At 60.2% G+C, this 21,129-nt stretch carries 22 protein-coding genes and 1 tRNA gene; 15 read left to right on the forward strand and 8 right to left on the reverse strand.

Features of this window, described 5'->3' with window-relative positions; all coding sequences use genetic code 11:
* Positions 1-115 precede the first annotated feature (115 nt).
* Together EOW68_RS12910 and EOW68_RS12915 are read right to left on the reverse strand one after the other, a co-directional pair.
* Positions 116-841, reverse strand: coding sequence for an RAD55 family ATPase (locus EOW68_RS12910; protein ID WP_128225578.1), 726 nt, complete (start codon positions 839-841; stop codon positions 116-118).
* Positions 838-1,263, reverse strand: a complete 426-nt coding sequence (locus tag EOW68_RS12915; RefSeq protein ID WP_128225579.1) for a chemotaxis protein CheW — start codon at positions 1,261-1,263, stop codon at positions 838-840. The genes EOW68_RS12910 and EOW68_RS12915 overlap by 4 nt, the downstream gene beginning before the upstream one ends.
* Positions 1,264-1,513: 250 nt before the next feature.
* On the opposite strand from EOW68_RS12915, the gene EOW68_RS12920 reads away from it, so the two are divergent.
* From EOW68_RS12920 to EOW68_RS12940, 5 genes are all read left to right on the forward strand, one after another.
* Positions 1,514-2,599: a protein-glutamate methylesterase/protein-glutamine glutaminase gene (locus tag EOW68_RS12920; protein ID WP_128225580.1), complete on the forward strand. Its 1,086-nt coding sequence runs from the start codon at positions 1,514-1,516 to the stop codon at positions 2,597-2,599.
* A gap of 27 nt (positions 2,600-2,626) precedes the next feature.
* A complete protein-coding gene (gene cheA / locus EOW68_RS12925; RefSeq protein WP_128225581.1) occupies positions 2,627-4,606 on the forward strand; it encodes a chemotaxis protein CheA in 1,980 nt (659 codons plus the stop codon).
* Positions 4,603-5,412: a CheR family methyltransferase gene (locus EOW68_RS12930; protein WP_128225582.1), complete on the forward strand. Its 810-nt coding sequence runs from the start codon at positions 4,603-4,605 to the stop codon at positions 5,410-5,412. The genes cheA and EOW68_RS12930 overlap by 4 nt, the downstream gene beginning before the upstream one ends.
* Positions 5,412-6,650: a HEAT repeat domain-containing protein gene (locus tag EOW68_RS12935; protein WP_128225583.1), complete on the forward strand. Its 1,239-nt coding sequence runs from the start codon at positions 5,412-5,414 to the stop codon at positions 6,648-6,650. The genes EOW68_RS12930 and EOW68_RS12935 overlap by 1 nt, the downstream gene beginning before the upstream one ends.
* A 123-nt stretch (positions 6,651-6,773) precedes the next feature.
* Entirely contained in the window at positions 6,774-7,637 is an 864-nt protein-coding gene (locus EOW68_RS12940; protein ID WP_128225584.1) for a CheF family chemotaxis protein, read from the forward strand.
* A gap of 17 nt (positions 7,638-7,654) precedes the next feature.
* Here EOW68_RS12940 and EOW68_RS12945 read toward each other — a convergent pair whose 3' ends face one another.
* The 3 genes from EOW68_RS12945 to EOW68_RS12955 all read right to left on the reverse strand — a co-directional run bounded on the left by EOW68_RS12945 (position 7,655) and on the right by EOW68_RS12955 (position 9,442).
* Entirely contained in the window at positions 7,655-8,533 is an 879-nt protein-coding gene (locus EOW68_RS12945; protein WP_128225585.1) for a CheF family chemotaxis protein, read from the reverse strand.
* A 92-nt stretch (positions 8,534-8,625) separates the two neighbouring features.
* Positions 8,626-9,054: a DUF7112 family protein gene (locus EOW68_RS12950; RefSeq protein ID WP_128225586.1), complete on the reverse strand. Its 429-nt coding sequence runs from the start codon at positions 9,052-9,054 to the stop codon at positions 8,626-8,628.
* Positions 9,055-9,058: 4 nt separating this feature from the next.
* Complete coding sequence (locus EOW68_RS12955; protein WP_128225587.1) at positions 9,059-9,442, reverse strand: 30S ribosomal protein S6e; 384 nt, start codon at positions 9,440-9,442, stop codon at positions 9,059-9,061.
* A gap of 110 nt (positions 9,443-9,552) precedes the next feature.
* Here EOW68_RS12955 and EOW68_RS12960 point away from each other — a divergent pair, with 110 nt between their 5' ends.
* From EOW68_RS12960 to EOW68_RS13005, 10 genes are all read left to right on the forward strand, one after another.
* Complete coding sequence (locus tag EOW68_RS12960) at positions 9,553-9,816, forward strand: hypothetical protein (protein ID WP_128225588.1); 264 nt, start codon at positions 9,553-9,555, stop codon at positions 9,814-9,816.
* 75 nt (positions 9,817-9,891) lie between these two features.
* Positions 9,892-10,086 carry an LSM domain-containing protein gene (locus EOW68_RS12965; RefSeq protein ID WP_128225589.1) on the forward strand — a complete coding sequence of 65 codons (195 nt, stop codon included), beginning with the start codon at positions 9,892-9,894 and terminating at the stop codon, positions 10,084-10,086.
* A complete protein-coding gene (locus EOW68_RS12970) occupies positions 10,083-10,253 on the forward strand; it encodes a 50S ribosomal protein L37e (protein ID WP_128225590.1) in 171 nt (56 codons plus the stop codon). The genes EOW68_RS12965 and EOW68_RS12970 overlap by 4 nt, the downstream gene beginning before the upstream one ends.
* A gap of 1 nt (position 10,254) precedes the next feature.
* A complete protein-coding gene (purF, locus tag EOW68_RS12975) occupies positions 10,255-11,691 on the forward strand; it encodes an amidophosphoribosyltransferase (RefSeq protein ID WP_128225591.1) in 1,437 nt (478 codons plus the stop codon).
* A 302-nt stretch (positions 11,692-11,993) separates the two neighbouring features.
* A complete protein-coding gene (locus EOW68_RS12980; protein WP_128225592.1) occupies positions 11,994-13,208 on the forward strand; it encodes a hypothetical protein in 1,215 nt (404 codons plus the stop codon).
* Between the two features lie 95 nt (positions 13,209-13,303).
* The gene (locus EOW68_RS12985) at positions 13,304-13,834 is read left to right on the forward strand and encodes an amino acid-binding protein (protein WP_128225593.1); all 531 of its coding nucleotides are present in this window, start codon (positions 13,304-13,306) and stop codon (positions 13,832-13,834) included.
* The gene (locus tag EOW68_RS12990; RefSeq protein ID WP_128225594.1) at positions 13,831-14,784 is read left to right on the forward strand and encodes a homoserine dehydrogenase; all 954 of its coding nucleotides are present in this window, start codon (positions 13,831-13,833) and stop codon (positions 14,782-14,784) included. Before EOW68_RS12985 ends, EOW68_RS12990 begins: the two co-directional genes overlap by 4 nt.
* 224 nt (positions 14,785-15,008) lie before the next feature.
* Positions 15,009-16,274, forward strand: coding sequence for a translation elongation factor EF-1 subunit alpha (tuf, locus tag EOW68_RS12995; protein WP_128225595.1), 1,266 nt, complete (start codon positions 15,009-15,011; stop codon positions 16,272-16,274).
* Between the two features lies 1 nt (position 16,275).
* A complete protein-coding gene (gene rpsJ / locus EOW68_RS13000) occupies positions 16,276-16,584 on the forward strand; it encodes a 30S ribosomal protein S10 (RefSeq protein WP_128225596.1) in 309 nt (102 codons plus the stop codon).
* A 51-nt stretch (positions 16,585-16,635) separates the two neighbouring features.
* A tRNA-Ala gene (locus EOW68_RS13005) sits at positions 16,636-16,707 on the forward strand.
* Positions 16,708-17,122: 415 nt separating this feature from the next.
* Here the strand turns inward: EOW68_RS13005 and EOW68_RS13010 are convergent.
* The 3 genes from EOW68_RS13010 to EOW68_RS13020 form a co-directional block, all read right to left on the reverse strand.
* On the reverse strand, positions 17,123-17,341 hold the full coding sequence (locus tag EOW68_RS13010) for a DUF7576 family protein (protein ID WP_128225597.1): 219 nt from the start codon (positions 17,339-17,341) through the stop codon (positions 17,123-17,125).
* Between the two features lie 58 nt (positions 17,342-17,399).
* Positions 17,400-17,684 carry a HalOD1 output domain-containing protein gene (locus tag EOW68_RS13015; RefSeq protein ID WP_128225598.1) on the reverse strand — a complete coding sequence of 95 codons (285 nt, stop codon included), beginning with the start codon at positions 17,682-17,684 and terminating at the stop codon, positions 17,400-17,402.
* 76 nt (positions 17,685-17,760) lie between these two features.
* Positions 17,761-21,042, reverse strand: coding sequence for a PAS domain S-box protein (locus EOW68_RS13020; RefSeq protein ID WP_128225599.1), 3,282 nt, complete (start codon positions 21,040-21,042; stop codon positions 17,761-17,763).
* Positions 21,043-21,129 lie beyond the last annotated feature (87 nt).

Consider the following 21,129-nt stretch of genomic DNA (forward strand, 5'->3'; position numbering starts at 1 on the left):
AATCTACCGCCTGGCGACGGAAATTATCGGTCGCTCTGGCACCTGGAGAATGCGGATAAAATACCGGTTCTGAAAGTTTAGGCCGCTATTTTAATTCGTAATAACAACACTGCGGTCACAGTGGTGAGTCGTTTTCACTCATCATCGAAAACGCGCTGGCATTGTGATGGACTGTGATCCCACCGTCGGTGATCTCCATCGGGAAGATGTCGGTCTCGATGTTCTGCTTTCGCATTTTCGCTACCCAGACGTACCGGCTCACGCCGGAGTCAGTCGGCGTCTGGATCAGATAGATGTTGCCGTCGGTCAGGAAGTTCTCCAGGTTGATCTCCGTCTCCGGGAAAATCTGGCCCTGTTCGTTCGTCATCAAGGTGGTGAGTTCGTTGTCGGCGAGGATATCCGTAAACTTGAGTAGGTACGTGCGCTGTTCGCGCTCGGTGTCGAAGAAGAGTTTGAACATCGTCAGCGAATCGAGCACCAGTCGCTCGTAGTTTTCGTCGTCGAGTTCACCGAGCAGCAGTTCGAGCGAGGAGCTAAAGTCGTTCTCGCGGAGGAGGACCTGCTTGTCGTAGACTGTGATCCGTCCCTCGTCGACGTACTGCTGCCAGTTGTCGAAGCCGATCGATTCGGCAGCCTGGCGGAGGTCCTTTTCGCTCTCCTCGAAGGAGAGGAAGATGCCGTCCTCGTCGAACATCTCGACGCCGTTGTAGATGTACTGCAGGCCGAGGATACTCTTTCCTGCACCGGGGTTCCCGCTGACGAGTGTCGTTGAGTTCTTGACGATACCACCGTTGAGTATGTCATCGAGTCCGTCGATGCCAGTTTTGGTAAGTTCAATCATGAGTGTACTTGTTGTGGATCGACCCAGATGACGAAGTTGCCGTCGCCTTTTTTGATGACCCCTTTGATGGCGTCTTTGTCTGCAGCAGGTGATTCGTCGACGTTTGCGTAGTCGACCTGGACGACCTGTTTGACCTCGTCGACCAGCCAGCCAGCAGCACCCTGGTTCTGGGTGATTTCGGGGTCGTAGACGATGATCCGGTTGGCCTCCATGTCGCCGTCACCGAGTCCGAACACCGTCTTCGGGTTGACGATCGACGTCGTTCGGCCGCGGAGATCCATCACGCCTTCGACGTGTGGCGGCGAGTTCGGTACAGTCGTCAACTCGCCGACGTCGACGATTTCGGTCACGTAGTCGATGCTCACACAGTAGGTTTCGTCGCCGAGTTTGAATTCGAGTACTTGTCCGTTCGTTTGTGTCATCCCAGTTGCCTCCGTGGGTTCGCCGCAATCCTGACCGCTGAACACACCGTGGCTGCCACCAGCGACGGTGTCGTCCACTGATTCGTGTACTCAATGAAATTTTGCGACGCAACTTAAATCTGCCCGTTAAGCTATCATATTTGATTACATGGGCGGAGTATTTATTTGATGAGTCGACGCAGAGTAAGACGAGAATGGAGCCGAGCCTCGCACAGTTGCTAGTCAGTGGTGTCGCACCGGTGGGTGGTCGATGACCAGCGCAGTCGTCGCCGACGACTCGCATTTCATGCAGAGTGTCATCTCCGACATCCTCGAAGACGGCGGGATCGAGGTCGTCGCGCAGGCACGCAACGGTAAAGAGGCAGTCGAGGCCGTCATCGAACACAGTCCGGACGTGGTGACGATGGACGTCGAGATGCCCGAGATGAACGGAATCGAGGCAGTCGAACAGATCATGGCCAGACAGCCGACGCCGGTGCTCATGCTGTCGGCACACACCGACGAGAACGCCGACGTCTCCTTCCAGGCACTCGACAAGGGGGCTGTGGATTTCTTCACGAAACCCGGTGGAGAGGTGTCGATGGAGATGTCCCGCCTGAAAGATCAACTCGTCGAGATGGTCCGATCGGTCGCCAAAGCGGACGTCGGCGAGGCGAGCCGGTCCCGCCCGGACGCGCGGTCGACCCGTCAGCAGACCGAGACCACGGAACCAACATCAGCCACCGCCAGCCCGGCTGCCGACTACGTCGAGAACCCAACCCTCCTCATCGGTTCATCGACGGGCGGCCCGAAGATGGTCGAACAGGTCATGTCACAGCTGCCGATCGAGGCGGACTTTCGAGTACTTATCGTCCAGCACATGCCCGGTGGGTTCACCGAGCGGTTCGCAAACCGGATCAACGAAGGAAGCGACTACGAGGTGAGCGAGGCAGCGGACGGTGACCGCATCGGTGGCGGTGAAGCCATCGTCGCCGCTGGCGGGAAACACATGGTGGTCTCGAACTATCACAAGGGACGTCTCCGGGTCAAACTCACCGAGGATCCGCCGGTCAACAGTGTCCGACCGGCCGTCGATATGACGATGTCGAGTGCGGCGGAGCTGATCGACGACCCGATGACCGGCGTCATCCTGACTGGGATGGGCGAAGACGGCGCGGCCGGCATCAAATCTATCAAGGCCGTCGATGGGGCGACGATTGCACAGAACGAAGAGACGTCAGCAGTGTTTGGGATGCCCAAGCGAGCGATCGAGACGGGCTTCGTCGACGAGGTACTTCCGATCGGGGAGATCCCTGATGGAATTGTGAATACAGTGAAAGATGGTGCGAAACATTAGCCGATCACGACACGAGGTGAACTAACTATGGACGACCAGTATCTCGATGCGTTCATTCGGGAAAGCGAAGAGGAGATCACGAAGCTGAACAACTCGTTGCTGGAACTCGAATCAGACCCCAGCAACCAGGAAGCGATGGATCAGATCTTCCGGACAGCCCACACGCTGAAGGGGAACTTCGGGGCGATGGGGTTCGAGGATGCCGCCGATCTCGCACACGCGATGGAGGATCTTCTGGACGAGATGCGTGACGGCAACATGGAGGTAACGCCGGCAGTGATGGATCTGATCTTCGACGGTGTCGACGGGATCGAGGCCATCGTCGGCGAGATCGAAGACGAGGGTGAGTCGACACTCGACACGAGCGCGACTGTTGCCCAACTCCGAGACGTGCTCGAAAACGGCGTCGAGGCGGCTGGCGGCGAGCCAGCAGACACCGGGAGCGATTCGACCACGTCCGACGGTAGTTCGACAGCGACGCTCGATACAGATATAGACCTCTCCGATGTCGACCTCGACGAAGACGATGTCGACGAGCAGGTCGCCTACGTGGAGGTCAAACTCGAAGAGACCGATATGCCCGGTGTCGATGCCATCTTCGCGATGGAGTCCGTCGAGGAGGTGTTCGATGTCCTCGCGACGACACCGGACCGGGCCGACATCGAGGATGGAAACTACGACGAGACCTTCGGGCTGGTCCTCGACGCGGAGGATCTCGGCCGTGTCGACGCCGAACTGGGTGCCGTCGGCGAGATCGAACGAACCGAGGTCGAGGACGTCACCGACGAGGTGTTCGGCGGCGGCAGCGCCGGAGGCTCCACCGACGCAACCGGCGAAGACGAACACTCCGTCGACGAGATCAAATCCGTGCGCGTCGACGTCGACCAGCTCGACGACCTCCACGGACTGGTCGAACAGCTCGTCACCTCCCGGATCAAGCTGCGCCGCGCCGTCGAAGACGAGAATATGGATTCGGCCGAGGAGACGCTGAGCGAACTCGACAAGATCACCGCCAGTCTCCAGAACACGGTGATGGATATGCGGCTGATCCCGCTGAAGAAAGTCGTCGGCAAGTTCCCGCGGATGGTCCGGGATCTCTCCCGGGAACTGGGCAAGGATGTCGACTTCGAGATCGAGGGCGAGGAGATCGAACTCGACCGGACGATCCTCACCGAGATTTCCGATCCGCTGATGCACATCATCCGGAACTCGCTGGATCACGGCATCGAACCGCCCGAGGAGCGTGTCGAGAAGGACAAACCTCGCGAGGGGCAGGTCACACTCAGTGCCTCCCGTGAGCGCGACCACGTCATCATCCAGGTCGAAGACGACGGTGCCGGGCTGGACGTCGAACAGATCAAGAAGAAAGCCATCGAGAAGGAGGTCCGGACGGCCGAAGAACTGGAGACGATGAGCAACTCGGCGATCTACGATCTCGTCTTCCACCCTGGGTTCTCGACGGCCGACGAGGTGACCGATACCAGTGGTCGCGGAGTCGGGATGGACGTCGTCCACGACACCGTCACGCAACTGGATGGCTCGGTCGACGTCGACAGCACACCCGGCGAGGGAACGACCGTTTCCCTGCGGCTACCGGTGACGATGGCCATCGTGAAGGTGCTCTTCGTCCAGGTCGGCGACGAGGAGTACGGCGTCCCGATCAAGAACGTCGACGAGATCACCCGGACCGACGAGATGAAACAGGTCAACGGCCGGAACGTGATCAAACACAACAACGAGATCTATCCGATCGTCGATCTCGGGGAGACGTTCAACGTCCCCCGGAAAGCCGAGACGGACGGCGGGACGGCCGAGGCGGGCAACATGCTCGTCCGGATCCGCGAGTCCGAACGCCAGATCGCCCTGCGCTGTGATGCAGTCAACGCCCAGGAGGAGGTCGTCGTCAAACCGCTGGAGGGCATCCTCAGTGGGACGCCCGGACTCTCCGGGACGGCCGTCCTCGGCGACGGCAACATCGTCCACATCCTCGATGTGGTGACGCTATGAACGAGACAGAGGAACGATCTTTCGAGAAACTGCTCGAGTACATCGGGCGCGAACTCGATTTCGAGTCGGACTTTTACAACAACGCCTACCTCGACCGGCGGATCACCGCCCGGATGCGCCGGACGGACAGAGACAGCTACAGTTCCTACAAGCGGCTGCTCGAATCCGACGACGAGGAGAAAGACGCCCTGCTGGACTCACTGTCGATCAACGTCACCGGATTTTTCAGGAATCCGGAGGCGTGGGAGAAACTCCGGCAGGTGTTACGTGACCTGACAGCGGAGAACCGTCGGGTTCGCATCTGGTCTGCCCCCTGTGCCGACGGCCGCGAACCGTACTCGATCGCGATGCTGGCACTCGACGACCCCGAGATCCGTGAGCGATCCATCGAGATCACGGCGACGGATATCAACCCGGATATTCTGGAGGTTGCTCGTGCCGGCGTCTACGAAACCTCACAGACGAGCGATATCGCCGGCGAACTGGAGCCACTCGACGCCTACGAACCGTACATCGACAGAGAGGAGAACCGGTTTTCGGTGAAAGATCGGGTCAAGAAGATGATCTCCTTCGAACAGCACGATCTCATCCGCGGTGACCCCAAACGGGATTTCGACCTCGTCCTCTGTCGGAATCTCCTCATCTACATCGACTCCTCGTTCAAGGTCCCGATCTTCGAGACGATCCGGAACTCCCTGCGAGACGGTGGGTACCTCATGATCGGGATGACGGAGACGCTCCCGACACAGTCCCGGGATGGGTTCGAACCGGTGTACAAACAACAGCGGATCTACCGACGGATCTGATGTCTCTGTTCCAGCACGAGCGCGACGGCAACGCCCAGAAGATTATCGAGGCGTTACAGAACGCGAACAGCGCCGAAGTGCGCAAACGCGCAGCCGAGGTGCTCGGCCGGATGGAAGACCACGACGACCGGGACGATATGATCACCGCCCTCGTCCGTGCCGCCCAGGAAGACGACTCTGACGCGGTCGTCGCGGCCGCGATCGACGCCCTCGACGAACTCGGGCAAGACGGGCTCGAACGGCTGATCACGAGTATGGCCGATCTCAATCTGAGCGCAGACGCGGCCGACTGGAAGAAGGTCAAAGCCTTCGCCCGTGCACTCGAAGCGGACATTCCAGAACTCAGGATGGCCGCGGCGAACGCGATCGGCGAACTCGAAGTCCCCGACGCCATCCCGGCGCTCGCCGATCGGTTCGACGATCCGGATCCCCGTGTTCGTGCACGAGCGGCACGGGCCTGCCGAAATATCGGGGACGCCCGGGCGACGGATTCCCTGACCGGACTGCTCTCTGATCCGAAGGCGGCCGTCCGGCGCGAGGCCGCCGAAGCGCTCGGTCGGATCGGGAACAGACAGGCGCTGCAGGCACTCCTCCAACTGTACGACGACGACAGCGAGATGGTCCGCCGGATCGCAGTCCGCGGGTTCGGCAAGTTCCGCAACGACCGCCCGGTGGAGTATCTCGCGGACGCGCTCTCGGACGAATCCTCGGCCGTTCGCCGGACGGCCGTCTTCTCGCTGATCGAGTTACTCTCGAACGTTCCGACCGAGCAGAGCCACCAGATCCGTGAGGTTGTCGTCGAGCAACTCACCGAGACCGAACGCGAGGACAAGTCGGTCGTCGATCCGCTGGTCGAGATTCTCGATGCCGGGACGAAAGCCGCACAGCGCCGGAACACTGCCTGGTTGCTCGGCCGGATCATGGAAGGGGAGACCAACCGCGACGCCATCGACGCACTCGTCACGACACTGGACGAGGGCGGCAAGATGACAAAACAGTTCGCGGCGACGAGTCTCGCGGAGGTCGGCGCGACGTACACGGAGAAACAGCTTCTCGAACTCGCGAGAGATGACAATAACGATACTGACGCACGCGCCCAGGCAGTGTTCACACTGGGGAAGATCGGCGACGAGGATACCGCAGAGGCGATCGAGCGACTCCTCGACGAGACCGAGGACGAACAGGTTCGCAAACGGGCTTTCTCGGCGCTGTCGAAACTCGGAGGTGCCAAACGATGACCCTTCTCGGCGCTGTCGAAACTCGGAGGTGCCAAACGATGACCGCCCCCGAGTGCCCGCGGGCGACGCCAAGCCACACCATTAATACAACCGCATACAAAACCGTAGCTACTGAATAGAGAGATGAGCAACGGAGAAACCACACTCGCAGACCAGCGAGGGAAGTTCACGCAGGTCGTCAAAGACGGCCAGAAAGTTCCCGACGTGGAGTGGATTCCCGGCAGGATTCTCCTCTCGGAGAAACGGATCGTCCTCGCGAGCAACCAGGGCAAACGGACGATCCCACTCTCGAAGGTATCGACGATCAAGGTCCGGGACGATGCGAGCCAGCCGTTTGCCAACGTCTCCAGCTATCTCTCCTTGCAGGTCGGCAACGACGTGACACTCGTCGCCCCGAACGAACACGAGGAGTTCGAACACCAGCTGTACAACGCCGTCCTCGACGGCGAGGTGGTGATCGTCAAACACCCCGCAGTCAAAGGCGGCGTGATCCAGGATTCGGAGTGGCAGAAAGGCCGGATGGCCGTCGACGAGGACCAGATCGGTCTCGCACTCGCCAACGGCCAGTTCGTCGAGGTCGAGACCGACGACGTGGGCTCTGTCGAACGGCAGAAAGCAGACGTGATGGACAAAGAGCGACTCTACATCGAGGTCGAACACACGGTCGGCGATACCGCCGTCGAGACCCACATCTCGGGGAACACACAGCACGTCAACATCCTGGGTGGGCTGCTCGGCTCGAATCAAACACAGGATCCCGACAGTATCGATCTCGGCCCCGAAGAACAGGAGGTGCTCATGGCGCTGTACTCGGGTGTTTCGCCCTTCCAGATCCCCGATTTCGTCGGCAAGGATGTCGATCAGGTCGAGCAGATCTACGACCAGCTCATCGAAGAGGGGATTCTCGAACTCGAACGGGAACGCCGCGAGGTCGAACTCAAGGCACGCGGCCGGAACGTCGCCGGCGAGGCGATGGGCCAGGAGTGAGGTCGTTCTTCCGTCGCTCAAACGTTGACGTCGTCGAGATATCTGTTGACGACGATCTGTCCTTTCGGCGTGAGTTGTGTCCCGCTGGCGGAGTCGATGACGAGTTCTTTCTCTTCGAGACGGTTCAGGATCATCGTGACGTTCGATGGATCGGTGTCGACGATGCCCGCGAGTGAGACCCCTTCCTGGCCGCCGCCGGAGTAGACCGCAGTCAGGATCTCCTTTTCGTCGTCGGAGATCTCCACGTCTTTGAGTTCGTTGATCAACTCGGTGTACTCCAGGCGGAGATACCGGCCGAGAATCGACATCTCCCGGCGGGTGTTCATCGCAGCCATCGTCACGACTGCCTCGCCGGATGGCATGTGCTGAAACTCCAGGACAGGGTGTGTCTTGCCGTTGATCGGCCGGGAGGAGTGTGTGAACTGTGTCACCGTCGCCAGTCTGATCTCGATCGTTTCGCTCTCACTTCTGAACTGCACAGTCTGGGGGCGCAGATAGAGCCGTGCCGGAACGAACGACTCGTCGGTGACACGACCTCCCACTCTGGCCGGATGTTTGATCGTCATCTCGGTGCCGTTCAACACCGCCTTGAACAGCACCGTCGAGAACTTCTGGATGGTGCTGTCGTCGGCCTCGATGACTGCCTTGTGTCCCCGGTCGTTGAGTTCGAAGGCGATCGTCACCGTCGATTCGAAAAATCCCTGGATCTCGTCTGGGACGTGACCGACGGCGATATCGATGATCGACGACAGCGGGATCGTCAGCCTGTCGTTGCTGTTGACAACGAGAACCAGTCGCTTCTGGCTCAATAGCACGCGTCCCTGTGTGGGTTCGGGCCGGGTCGCAACGCTCGAGTCGAACTGCGCTACGAAATCCGCGATGACTGATTCCGACATGTGTCTGGCGAGACGCGTGAACCGCGACTGTCTGCAAGAACGGAATGTGTATGCAAAAGTGTGACGGCACCCAAAACTGTCAGCAGGCGAGACTACTCTTCGAGGGATCGTGCGATATCTGCGAGTGACGAACTCGACGGATCTGTCGCCTCGTAAACGACACGACTCCCCGGTTCACGGAGTCCGTAGGCGTGGCCCTCGGTGACCACATCGAAGACGAGGGTGGTGCCGGGACCGAACCCTCGCTCGTCGAGCGCAGTCCGGAAGAGATTCTCACCGTCGTCAGCCCGGGCCAGCCGGCGGTTCGCGAACGCGCCCTCGATCGCTGTCTCTCCTGCCAGGTCCGAGACAACTTCGGCGTACAGTCGATCACCGAAGACAGTTAGCTCGACGACATCGCCGACAACACAGTCGACAGCCGCCGGGAGCGGTAGCTGTGGGCGTCCAGTTCGGCCGACACCTTCGAGTTCGACGCGGTGAGAATCGACAGTATCGTGATCCGACGGAATCGAGTCCGTCACGGCCTCACTCCTCGGCGAGGAGTTCGTCGACGTCGCCGGAGCCGTGTTCGCTGATCTTTGCGTTGATCTGTCGGGTCGCATCACTCACTTCGCGCCCGCGGACGGTCACGCGTTTGCGCTCGCCATCGGTCGAGGGTTTGAAACCGACGCCACCTTCGAGGAGGATGGCCTTGAGGCTCGCGCCCTTGACGTCTTCGCGCATCGGTCGGCCGGCGTTGTCCGAGCCACCGGTCAGTTCGAGCGTGTAGCCGTCGAGGCCGACGGCGCTGCCGTCGACTTCCTCGCCGAGTTCCTTGCCGATGAATCGGATGGTGTCCTGATCCGAGACCTCTTTCTGGTATGTCATCCCCGTCTCCGGGTCCGAGATCGCAACTGTAAATTCAGCCATACTGGTATCCAGTAAAGCCCGGATAAAAAGCCCGTCGAAGTGCTCTCCCTGTCGCCTGTCGCCGGGAGCCGTCCCGTATGCTTTTGACCGAGCGACTGCCAGTAGTTGCTATGTTCACACTGGATATCGACCAGTTCATGTTCGAACTGAAAGACGGCGCACTCAAACACATCGGCGGGTCGAACAAGTCGGCGACGGCGAAGCTGTACGACATCGAATCCGTCGATGTGCGGGAGTTCGGAGACGAACGCATCAAGATCAGCTGTGCGGACGACAGCGACAACACTGCCGAGATCGCACTGGACCCCGCCGAGGCACGCGAGGTCGCACGCGAACTCGAGCGCCTGGAGGCGGAAAGCGGCGTCTTCGAGTGATCCGCGCCGTGAAAGGGCGACACACAGACGGCCCAAGCCGGTACGTTTATGCACGCCCTCGCACCCGATATGAGTATGAGCGAGAACGGGAACCGACCGCTTGACGTACTCGAGACATCAGTCGGTGAATCTGTCACCATCCAGCTGAAGGATGGCGAACGCTACGAGGGTGAACTCGTCGGCTACGACCAGCATATGAACCTCGTGGTCGAAGAAGACGAAGACACAACGATTATACGCGGGGATAACGTCGTGACTATACGTCCATGACGAAGGGAACGTCAAGCCAGGGCAAGAAAAACACGACGACACACGTGAAATGTCGCCGCTGTGGCGAGAAGTCGTATCACGTAAAGAAGAAGGTCTGTTCGTCGTGTGGATTCGGAAAATCGGCAAAGCGCCGTGATTACGCCTGGCAGAACAAAGCTGGCGAATAAAATGAACGAGAAGTGCGGCGTCGTTGGCATCTCACTTGCGGACCGAGAGGCCGCGCGGCCGCTTTATTACTCTTTGTACGCTCTCCAGCACCGCGGCCAGGAGTCCGCAGGGATTGTCACGCACGACGGCTTCCAGCAGCACGAACACGTCGAGATGGGGCTGGTCGGCGACGCGTTCGACTCCGACGATCTCGACGCATTGAGCGGCTCGAACGGGATCGGCCACGTCCGATACCCGACCGCAGGTAGCGTCAACGCCTGCTGTGCCCAGCCGTTTTCTGTCTCTTTCAAGAGTGGCTCGCTCGGGCTGGCACACAACGGCAACCTCGTCAACACCGAGGAGGTCCGCGATGAACTCGCGAGTCTCGGGCACGCATTCACGTCCTCGGGTGATACCGAGGTCATCGCACACGATCTCGCCCGGAATCTCCTCGAAGAGGATCTGGTCCGGGCTGTGAAATCGACGATGGATCGGATCCACGGCTCGTACTCGCTTACGATCATGCACGACGAGACTGTTCTCGGCGTGCGGGATCCACAGGGCAACCGACCGCTCGTGCTGGGCGAACTCGACGACGGCTACGTGATCGCCTCCGAATCGGCGACGATCGACACACTCGACGGCGAGTTGATCCGGGACGTCGAACCCGGCGAACTGATCGTCCTGAAACCCGACGGGAGCGGCTACGACAGCTATCAGCTGTTCGATCTGGAGAAGACGGCACACTGCTTTTTCGAGCACGTCTACTTCGCGCGTCCGGACTCGATCATCGACGAGAAACTCGTCTACGAGGTCCGGCGTGATCTGGGTCGCAAACTCTGGGAGGAATCGGGTATCGAGACCGACGTCGTGATGCCGGTACCCGACTCGGGGCGCTCGTTTGCCTCCGGCTACGCCGAGGCGGCAGCCGAGGACGGCGCGCGAACCGAGTTCGCAGAGGGGCTGATGAAAAACCGGTACGTCGGTCGAACCTTCATCATGCCCACGCAAGACGAACGCGAGCGTGCAGTCCGGCTGAAACTCAACCCGATCAAATCGACGATCGAGGGTCGGTCTGTGACGCTGATCGACGATTCGATCGTTCGCGGGACGACGTCGACACAGCTCGTCGAGTTGCTCCGTGATGCGGGTGCCGAAGAGATCCACGTCCGGATCGGTTCGCCGAAGATCATCGCCCCGTGTTATCTCGGGATCGATATGGCGAGCCGAGACGAGCTGATCGCGGCCGACAGAACGACCGAGGATATCCGCGAGGCAATCGGCGCAGACAGCCTCTCCTATCTCTCGATCGAGTCGATCACCGAGGCGCTAGACAACGACTACGACGAACTCTGTCTGGGTTGTGTCACCGGCGAGTACCCCTACGATGTCGAGGGCGAGAAAACCGACCGCGACGTCTCACGGCCGGCGATCGGCGAACAGCCCAGCGCCGACTGATCCTGTATCTTTTATTCCGAGCGGCGTCGCTGACTCCCGCTGTCGAGGCGATCGGCAGTTCGAGACAGAACGTCGCACCGCTGTCCGTCTCTGCGAGTGACAGTCGGCCATCGTACCGTCCGACGATCAGCGAGCCGACGTAGAGCCCGAGCCCATCACCCTCCCGGAGTGCCGCTGTCATTTCCGCGGGTAAGCCACTGTTTCGCTCGCCTCCCGTTCGCTAGGAGAAACATAACGGCGAAAAAACATAACCATGTAAACAGTAAATAGGTTTATTACACCGGAAACACCCAAATAGATACATGAGTGATTCACAGGCGTACGAGGAGGTCACTGTCACCTCGGAGGGTGTGACAGTCGTCAAACGGTTCGAGGAGGACGAGTTTCCCGTCCCGGCAATCGCGTTCGAGTTCGACTCTGCCCGCGAGGACGCTGTCACAGTCCGGATGAGCGATTCAGTTCCCGAGGGGATCGAAGTCGAGGATCTGGGATTCCATCCGGAGTACGGCAGCGAGTTCTGGACCATCGACGACGACACGATCACCTTCGAGCGCGAACTCGAAGCCGGCGGCTCGTATACGACCGTCTATGGCATCCGCGCGACGGGGAGCGACAACGTCCAGCAGTTTCTGACCGAGCCAGCAATCGAGGAGGTCGATCCGCCCCTGCCCGAGGGTGAGACTGTCGACCCAGGCGACGTCATTCCGGAGAGCGACGACGACGTCGTCAAAGATGCGATCGCAGGTGACGGCGAAATTCCCGGGCTGGAAGACGACGACGAGGACGACGAGGACGCCGAAGACGTAACCCTGGAACTCAACGATCCCAACAACGAGAGGCAGGCCGAGGCAGAGAGGTCGGCCGACGGCGAGGAGAGTGATGACAGTGACAGTAGTGGCGGCGGTAGTACTGTCGCGCTCGAAAACGGCAGTCTGGCTGGCGCGCTAGCGACCGAGATCCGCGAACAGAACGTCTCCGGCGAGGATCTGAAACTGCTCCGGCGCGCGCTCGACGTCGCCGCAAAAAACGACGGGGTCAACGAAGCGCGGATCGAGCAACTCCAGAGCGATATTTCTGATCTGCGTGCCTACACGGGTGCACTCGAGGAGTTCCTCGACGAGAACGGGACGGGCGACGAGATGATCCGCGAGTTCCAAACGGAGCTCGACTCCTTCGACGACCGCCTCCAGTCCGTCCAGTCGGAGATCGAATCCAACAGCCAGGAGGTCGACAGTATCAGTGATACTGTCTCGCAAGTCGACGAAGAGATGGACTCACTGAGTGAGGACGTCGACTCGGTCAGTGGCGAGATGGACTCCGTGCAAGACGAGGTCGCGTCCGTCAGTGGCCAACTCGACGATCTCGACGCGGCAATCGACGACATCGAAGGCCAGATCGACGAACTCGAAGGGAAGATCACGGAGGGTGACATCGCGTCCCAGATCGACGATATCCAGCAGCAGATCGACGAACTCCAGACCTGGCAGGAACAGATCAAGCAAACGTTCGGCGGTTAGAGACGGTCCGGTCGGCGGGCCCGCAAACGGCTGGATTCTTATATCCGGGCGTCTGACACCAACCCAATGAGCGTCACGAACAGGGTGAGTCAGCGATGAGCGATTCGACCGATGGGGTCAGAGCCTACACGGTGCGGCTGGAGCTGGTCGATCGGCCAGGGGAGTTGCTTCGCGCACTCGAACCGATCGCGAATCAGGGTGGCAATCTCCTCTCTATTTTCCACGAACGGGGCAATCTGACACCGCGTGGACACATCCCGGTCGAGGTGGATCTCGAAGCCAACACGGAGCAGTTCGACGAGATCGTCTCTGCGCTGCGCGAGGAGGGGATCAACGTCATCCAGGCGGGCGCAGAACGGTACAGCGAGGAGATCGTGATCATTCTCGTCGGCCACCTCGTCGATACAGATCTCTCGCATACGCTATCACGCTTGCAGGAGGAGACCGGCTCCACCGTCCGGGACTTCTCTCTGTCCGCGCCGGAGGGTGACAGCGGCGAGTCGAGCGCACGACTCCGGCTTGCGACACAGAGTGGCCAGGTCGAGGATGTGCTGGGAACAGTCAGAGACGTTGCCGGGGAGAAGGATCTCCGTGTCGTCGAACCGCTCGCTGGAGGGGAGGCATGAAACTCGCAGTCGTCGGCGCGGGCGCGGTCGGCTCCTCTGTCGTCGAACTCGCTGGCGAGTACGGCCACACTGTCACGGCACTCGCGGACTCTCGGAGTGCTGCGGTCGATGCTGACGGTATCGATCCAGCGGCTGTGCTCGAACACAAACGAACGGAGGGTGTCGTCGGTGCCGAAGACAAGACCGCGGCACTGGAAGCGGAGTACGACGTGCTCGTCGAGGTGACACCGACGACGCTCGGCGACGCAGAGCCCGGCTTCGGACACGTGCAGACGGCACTCGAGCGTGACCGAAACGTCGTCCTCGCGAACAAGGGGCCCGTTGCCGAACGCTACGGCGAACTGCAGGACCTCGCGGCGGCAAGCGATGGCGAGATCCGATTCGAGGCGACTGTCGGCGGTGCGATCCCCATTCTCTCGACGATTACCGATTTCGACGCGAAACACATTACTGCCGTGCGGGGCGTGCTGAACGGCACTGCGAACTTCATTCTCTCGCGGATGGCCGCAGAGGGGCTCGGATACGAACACGTCCTCGCCGAAGCACAGGATCTCGGCGTTGCAGAGGCTGACCCGAGCTTCGACGTGGAGGGGACTGACGCGGCGCTGAAGTGTGTCATAATCGCCAACGTGCTCGCGGAGGGGGAGCGCGAGTACACTCTCGACGATGCGACAGTCGAGGGGATTCACGAACTTCCCGCGAGCGCGCTCGAACTGGCAAAAGCCGACGACCGGACGATCAGACTGATCGGCGAGGTTAGTTCAGAGACTGTCCGTGTCAGCCCGCGGCTGGTCCCCGCGGATAGCGCGCTTGCGGTCACTGGCACGCGAAATATCGTCCAGCTGGAGACGACTCACGCCGGACGACTCAACATCTCCGGGCGCGGTGCGGGCGGTCCGGAGACAGCATCCGCGATTTTCGCCGATATAGGTCGGCTGGGCAGTCGGTAGCAGCCGGCTGCGACAGGGGTTTTTGCAGACTATCTGACTCCCCGCTGCCACGAACCCCCGAACCCGTCCCCGGAGAGTATCCAAAACCGAGAGACGGGGACCGATCCGTTGCCCGTGAGAGTAGCTAACAAAACCACCGGACGGCGTTGAGATTGCTATCGAAATGATTTTATGAACAACCACGTAAAGAATCCGATATAGCGCCTCTGCGCGTGAGATAAATAATGAGCGACAAACCACACCAGAACTTGGCCGTCATCGGCCACGTAGACCACGGAAAGAGTACGCTGGTCGGACGACTCCTGTACGAGACAGAGAACGTTCCGGAGCACGTCATCGAGCAGCACAAGGAAGAGGCAGAAGAAAAAGGCAAGGGCGGATTCGAGTTCGCCTACGTGATGGACAATCTCGCCGAGGAGCGAGAGCGTGGTGTCACGATCGACATCGCCCACCAGGAGTTCGACACTGACGAGTACTACTTCACCATCGTCGACTGTCCTGGTCACCGCGACTTCGTGAAAAACATGATCACGGGCGCGAGCCAGGCCGACAACGCTGTACTCGTCGTCGCGGCCGACGACGGTGTCCAGCCACAGACCCAGGAGCACGTCTTCCTGGCCCGAACCCTCGGGATCGGCGAGATGATCATCGCGATCAACAAGATGGACCTCGTCGACTACGAAGAGAGTCGCTACGAGGAGACCAAGGAAGAAGTCGAGGGGCTGCTCAAGCAGGTCCGCTTCGACACTGACAGTGTCAAGTACATCCCGGTCTCGGCGTTCGAGGGCGACAACATCGCCTCCGAGTCCGAGAACACGGGCTGGTACGACGGCGAGATCCTGCTCGAAGCGCTGAACAACCTGCCGGAAGCAGAGCCGCCGACGGACGCGCCGCTACGACTCCCGATCCAGGACGTCTACACGATCTCCGGGATCGGTACCGTTCCGGTCGGACGTGTCGAGACGGGTATTCTGAACACGGGCGACAACGTCTCCTTCCAGCCATCCGACGTGGGTGGGGAAGTCAAGACCGTCGAGATGCACCACGAAGAGGTGCCGAAAGCAGAGCCCGGTGACAACGTCGGATTCAACGTCCGCGGCATCGGCAAGGACGACATCCGCCGTGGTGACGTCTGTGGGCCGGCTGACGACCCGCCATCGGTCGCCGAGACCTTCCAGGCACAGATCGTCGTCATGCAGCACCCGAGCGTGATCACGGCCGGCTACACGCCGGTCTTCCACGCCCACACGGCACAGGTCGCATGTACTATCGAGTCCATCGACAAGAAGATCGACCCGGCCTCCGGCGAGACCGCCGAGGAGAACCCGGACTTCATCCAGTCCGGCGACGCCGCAGTCGTGACCGTCCGACCACAGAAACCGCTCAGCATCGAGCCGTCGGGCGAGATTCCGGAGCTCGGCTCGTTCGCGATCCGAGACATGGGCCAGACCATCGCAGCCGGAAAGGTTCTGTCGGTCAACGAGCGATAACATGCAGCAAGCACGCGTCCGCCTGGCAGGAACCAGCCCCGAGGATCTCGACAGCATCTGCGGTGAGGTCCAGGACATCGCCGACAAGACTGGCGTGAAGCTCTCGGGTCCGGTTCCGCTGCCGACGAAGACGCTCGAAGTTCCCTCGCGGAAATCCCCCGACGGTGAGGGGACTGCGACGTGGGAGCACTGGGAGATGCGCGTTCACAAACGGCTCATCGATATCGACGCCGACGAACGCGCGCTGCGCCAGCTGATGCGCATCCAGGTTCCGAACGACGTCAGTATCGAGATCGTCCTCGAGGACTGACTCCCTCACGCGCAGGGATTTCGTGTACTGGGCGGCAAATTTCACCATCGCGGGCTCGTAGATCAGTGGTAGATCGCTTCCTTCGCAAGGAAGAGGCCTCGGGTTCAAATCCCGACGAGTCCACTCACTTCCTTCGGTCGCTGCGCTCGTCGTCGTTCGTGGACTCGTCGACCCTCGCAAACGCTACGCGTTTGCTCGGTCCCGACGAGTCCATCGGAGCGAGCGAATTTTTGAGCGAGCGAGAATGGTCGAGGCGGGATTTGATGCCCTGGAAGTCGCAGCACCGAGCGTAGCGAGGTGACCGTCTTCCTCTGGGTTCAAATCCCGGAGCGGCGAAGCCGCTCCGACTCTCGCAAAACCTGTGGTTTCGCTCGGTCCCGGCGAGTCCACTTATTCACTATCGCCTATTTTGACGTCTTTCAGGTCCTCTAACTATCTCTGAGTGTGACTGTCCTGGAATCGCGTAGTTCTCCAGATGAGGCCGTCGTCTCGATCGGAACAGCCACCGTCGATCGAATCCAGGGACACTCGTTCTCACTTATCCGTCCTTACGCTCCGTTTCGAGCCAGTCCCGGCGGCAGGAACTGCTACAGAACAGCAATACCGAGACAGCGGTGTCCGACTCTGCCACGACAGGATGTTTCTCGTAGGTATCGAGCGAAGATCCACACGTCGCACAGACGTACGTCTCTACCACACCCGTCTGTTCGCGTGAGAGGGATCGCTCCGCGATCTCATCGGCATCGTATGGTGTCATTTTCGTGTGGTGAGTGGTCAGCATATAGTTGTCCGTTGCCCCCTGTTCCGAAGACTCACTACTCCTCACCAGTTCGGCCGTCGGCACGTCGCTGTACGGTCACCGTCTCGTCGGAGTCTACCGCTACCTCACAGCCGGCATAGGTGAACGTGAGTCTCACCTGTCCAGCCCTGTCGGACGAATGCGAGAAGAGCTGTTCGAAGGCATCCGGATCGATTGCGGTTCGCAGCTGGGGCAGTTCCAGAGGGTCAAGATCACGCACATCGGCCACGGATTCGATAACGTCGATCGAAAGCGACCGACTCTCCTGCTCCGCCACTGACTCTGTAGTTCGCACACTCATGATTTCGTTCCACTATACACTACCAGCCATCAAATCCGATTCCGGCATCTGTATACCGGACAACACGATCCGGGGGCTAGATATCTAAATCATCGTCCGCCTGGTCGTCATCGAACACAACGCCCAGTATCTTCTGTTCGCCTTTCCGGATGTGTCGGCTCGCCGTCGGCTGTGAAATACCCAGCCGTTCGGCGATCTCCTGGCCGGTCTGTTCCCGCGGCCACTCGAAGAACCCGCTGAAGTAGGCTGTCTTCAGTACCTCTTCTTGCCGGGGGGTCAGTATGTCCTTGTATATCGCCTGGAGCTGTTCGCGGGTCTGGACCGGTCGGTTGTACTCCTGTCGGTTGAGCAACTCTGCCCCGGTGTAGGTATCGATGAACATCTGGATGAACGACTGGATATCACCGCTTCTGGGCAGTTCGACGGTGACATGGGCTTCGTCTGCCGATGCAGACAACTCTCTGGGATAGGCTCCGTAGGAGAGCAGTTGTCCGAGAAAGCCCGACTCACTGATCACGCCCTCGAATCTGACACCGTTCTCGTGTTCACTGACCAGAGAGAGGTCCTGGACAGAGCCGACGATGTCACTGTACTCGAAGACGTTCTCCGGATCGACGCCGGTCATTGTAAAGAATACACGGTACCCCCCGTCGGTCTGTTCGAGTATCTCTTCGAAGGTGAACTGCCCGCCCAGTTCCTGTGCGAACCGGACTGCGGGAACATCTGGATCGGTCAGTGCAAACTCCAGAGCCACAGTCACGTCGCTCACCAGCATCTTTTTCTGTTCCATCGCGTTGATCGCGTACCCCACCATCCTGCCGAGTTCCTCGAGCACTGTCACCTCCATCTCACCGAACAGCCCCGGCTCGACAGTGTAGATGTTCAACACACCGTACATTTTTTCGCCGTACACGAGCGGGATGACGATACTCGACTGGAAGTCGCGTTCCAGAGCCGCGACTTCTAGCGGGTCGAAGGGTGGCTCTGCCCGGCGCAGTTCCTGAACCTGGACAGTTCGTTCACGGAATGCCTGGCCGACGGGACCGTCCGTCATCGGCGTTCCACGGCTGTCCGGGGCTGACACCGCGTCGAGATAGCCCTCACCCTCGCCCGCTGCGGTCCGAAAGACCATCTCGTTGCTGTCGACAGATCGTCGCTCCGCGATTACGCTGAACGTGTACGGTCCCCGCTCGGCCAGTTCTTGACAGACCGTCGCTCCGATCTCGTCTCGTGACCTCGCGTAGGGGAGTGACTGAATGACACTCCGAATAACTCGATTGATCCGTTCGACACGTTCGAGCGCTGTATTCTTCTCCTGTAGCCTCTGTTTTTGCGACCGGAGCGTCTGTTCCCGGTCGACGCGGTCGAGCGCTGCCTGCGCATTCGATACGAGTATCTGTGCGACCGTCAACTCGGTCTCATCGAACGCCGCCGGTGTCGTGGCCCCACTGACGAAGACACCGTGTGTGCCGATCGGGAGCATCATCACGCTTGCGACCGGTCGGTTCGCGTCACCTCGATCTACAACGTCAGACAGATCGTCGATCACGCGACCGTCGTTCGCGGCGTACACCTGCCAGGAGAGATCCTGGTCCGGTCCCAGTAACGGCCCATCTCCGAGGAGTTCCCGGACGGCTTCTGTCTGTGCCGCACGGTCGAGGGATCCGGATTCGCTGTCGTACAGGTCGACAGTTGTCAGGGGAAATCCGAGCGATTCCGCGGTTGCGTCGACGACAGTCTCGGCGACTTCCCCCGGTGTCTCGGCGGCCGTCAGCGTCTGTGCCACTTCGTTCAGCGCGGCGATTCTGTTCTCGCGTTCCCGCCGCTCTGTGATATCGGTCGCCAGTCCGATCAGACGCTCCGGGCTCCCGTCGGAACCGAACTTGGTGTACGCTTCCGAGTGGAGCCATCGGGTGTCTCCCCGATCGGGGTGAGACCGAAAATCGTAGTCGAGATGCCAGTCTTCCTCTTCGAGTGTCTCGATGCGCTCGAACTCGCGGACACGCGCCAGATCCTCGGGGTGGATGATGGCTGGCAGTACCTCTTCACTGCTGTCCAGTTCCCCGAGGTCGACGCCGAACAGGCGCTCGTAGGGGCCGTGGTGGACTTCTTCCTGGCTCTGGAGGTCGACGTCATAAATCATCGAATCGGTCGCGTCGAGTGCGAACTCCGTCCGTTCGCGCATCGCTTCGAGTTGCTTTTCGTGTCGCTTGCGCTCGGTTATCTCGTTGCCTTCGGCGAGCAGCAGTGTCACATCCTCTCGCTCGTCGGTGATCGGACGGACCGAGAAGTCGATGATGCGGTCCCTGCTCGTGCTCTCTATCTGGATCTCGTCTCGGAACGGCTCACCGTCGCGGGCCCGATCGACTGCGTCCCGGACCGTCGCCCGAACCTCGTCGGTCGGCCCTGCCCACCCGGTGTTCCAGAGCCGTGTTCCGACCACCTCTTCCCGGTCGAGCCCACCGATCGACAGCGCGGTGTCGTTGACTTCGAGAAGGGTTCCGTCCGGATCTAGCAACGCGATGAACGTGTGGGTGTTTCTGGTGATCGCTTCCAGCCGTCGCTTCTGTTCTCGCCGCTCGGTGACGTCCTGAAACTGGGAGAACACAGCGACGACGTCGCCGTCTGCGTCGGTCACGACGCGGTTGTGCCACTCACAGAGGATTCGCTCGCCGTCGTCGCGCACGTTCTCGTTGATGCTGTGGTAGCCGCCCTTGTTCTCGAGCAGCTCTGCGACGACAGCCGCAACCTCGTCTCTGTCGGACTCGGGGACGATGACATCCCAACCGTCCCCCGCCAGTTCCCCTTCGGAGTAGCCGAGAATCTCCGTTGCTGCGTCGTTCATCCGCTCGAGCTCGAACTGGTCGTCCCACTCGATGACACCGAGCGGGGACTGCTCGAAAAACAGATTGAGACGCTTCTCGCGGTCGCTGAGTTCTGCCTGTGTGCGGTACTTCTTTACTGCGTTCCTGATCCGGTTGGCGAGGACAGTGTACTGACTGGGTCCCGTTTCTTTCTGGAGGTAGTCGGTGACGCCTGCAGATATCGCGTCGCTGGCGACTTCCTCGCTGCCTTTCCCGGTAAAGAAGATGAATGGGAGGTCGGGGTACTCCGCTCGAACGGCTTCGAGGAATTCGATGCCGTTCTGTCCCGGAAGTTCGTGATCCGAGACGACACAGTCGAACTCCTCGTCAGCAAGTCGGTCCAGAGCCTCGCTTGCCCCTCCTGCGATCTCGACGTCGAACCGGTCGTCTTCGCGTCGGACGAACTCTGCAGCGGTCTCCGCAAGCTCCTGATCGTCGTCGACGTGCAGGATGCGGAACGGACCGTCGAACGTCCGAGTTCTCTGTTCACCCATTATATCATCTCTATCCAGAATGATAATAAATTATAGGTCGACATTGGTCACAGGCAGACAGAGCTACGGGTATCTTAATTCTGTCAC

Origin of the sequence: Halovenus amylolytica, assembly GCA_004015825.1 — an archaeon.
Classification (GTDB): domain Archaea; phylum Halobacteriota; class Halobacteria; order Halobacteriales; family Haloarculaceae; genus Halovenus; species Halovenus amylolytica.

Coding starts and splice junctions, on each gene's coding strand:
- tuf (WP_128225595.1), top strand. CDS start 15,009: ATGAGCGACAAACCACACCAGAACTTGGCCGTCATCGGCCACGTAGAC.
- EOW68_RS12915 (WP_128225579.1), bottom strand. CDS start 1,263: ATGACACAAACGAACGGACAAGTACTCGAATTCAAACTCGGCGACGAA.
- EOW68_RS12955 (WP_128225587.1), bottom strand. CDS start 9,442: ATGGCTGAATTTACAGTTGCGATCTCGGACCCGGAGACGGGGATGACA.
- EOW68_RS13020 (WP_128225599.1), bottom strand. CDS start 21,042: ATGGGTGAACAGAGAACTCGGACGTTCGACGGTCCGTTCCGCATCCTG.
- EOW68_RS12985 (WP_128225593.1), top strand. CDS start 13,304: ATGAGCGATTCGACCGATGGGGTCAGAGCCTACACGGTGCGGCTGGAG.
- EOW68_RS12945 (WP_128225585.1), bottom strand. CDS start 8,533: ATGTCGGAATCAGTCATCGCGGATTTCGTAGCGCAGTTCGACTCGAGC.
- EOW68_RS12980 (WP_128225592.1), top strand. CDS start 11,994: ATGAGTGATTCACAGGCGTACGAGGAGGTCACTGTCACCTCGGAGGGT.
- rpsJ (WP_128225596.1), top strand. CDS start 16,276: ATGCAGCAAGCACGCGTCCGCCTGGCAGGAACCAGCCCCGAGGATCTC.
- EOW68_RS12920 (WP_128225580.1), top strand. CDS start 1,514: ATGACCAGCGCAGTCGTCGCCGACGACTCGCATTTCATGCAGAGTGTC.
- EOW68_RS12935 (WP_128225583.1), top strand. CDS start 5,412: ATGTCTCTGTTCCAGCACGAGCGCGACGGCAACGCCCAGAAGATTATC.
- purF (WP_128225591.1), top strand. CDS start 10,255: ATGAACGAGAAGTGCGGCGTCGTTGGCATCTCACTTGCGGACCGAGAG.
- EOW68_RS13015 (WP_128225598.1), bottom strand. CDS start 17,684: ATGAGTGTGCGAACTACAGAGTCAGTGGCGGAGCAGGAGAGTCGGTCG.
- cheA (WP_128225581.1), top strand. CDS start 2,627: ATGGACGACCAGTATCTCGATGCGTTCATTCGGGAAAGCGAAGAGGAG.
- EOW68_RS12960 (WP_128225588.1), top strand. CDS start 9,553: ATGTTCACACTGGATATCGACCAGTTCATGTTCGAACTGAAAGACGGC.
- EOW68_RS12965 (WP_128225589.1), top strand. CDS start 9,892: ATGAGCGAGAACGGGAACCGACCGCTTGACGTACTCGAGACATCAGTC.
- EOW68_RS12930 (WP_128225582.1), top strand. CDS start 4,603: ATGAACGAGACAGAGGAACGATCTTTCGAGAAACTGCTCGAGTACATC.
- EOW68_RS12940 (WP_128225584.1), top strand. CDS start 6,774: ATGAGCAACGGAGAAACCACACTCGCAGACCAGCGAGGGAAGTTCACG.
- EOW68_RS12970 (WP_128225590.1), top strand. CDS start 10,083: ATGACGAAGGGAACGTCAAGCCAGGGCAAGAAAAACACGACGACACAC.
- EOW68_RS13010 (WP_128225597.1), bottom strand. CDS start 17,341: ATGACACCATACGATGCCGATGAGATCGCGGAGCGATCCCTCTCACGC.
- EOW68_RS12990 (WP_128225594.1), top strand. CDS start 13,831: ATGAAACTCGCAGTCGTCGGCGCGGGCGCGGTCGGCTCCTCTGTCGTC.
- EOW68_RS12910 (WP_128225578.1), bottom strand. CDS start 841: ATGATTGAACTTACCAAAACTGGCATCGACGGACTCGATGACATACTC.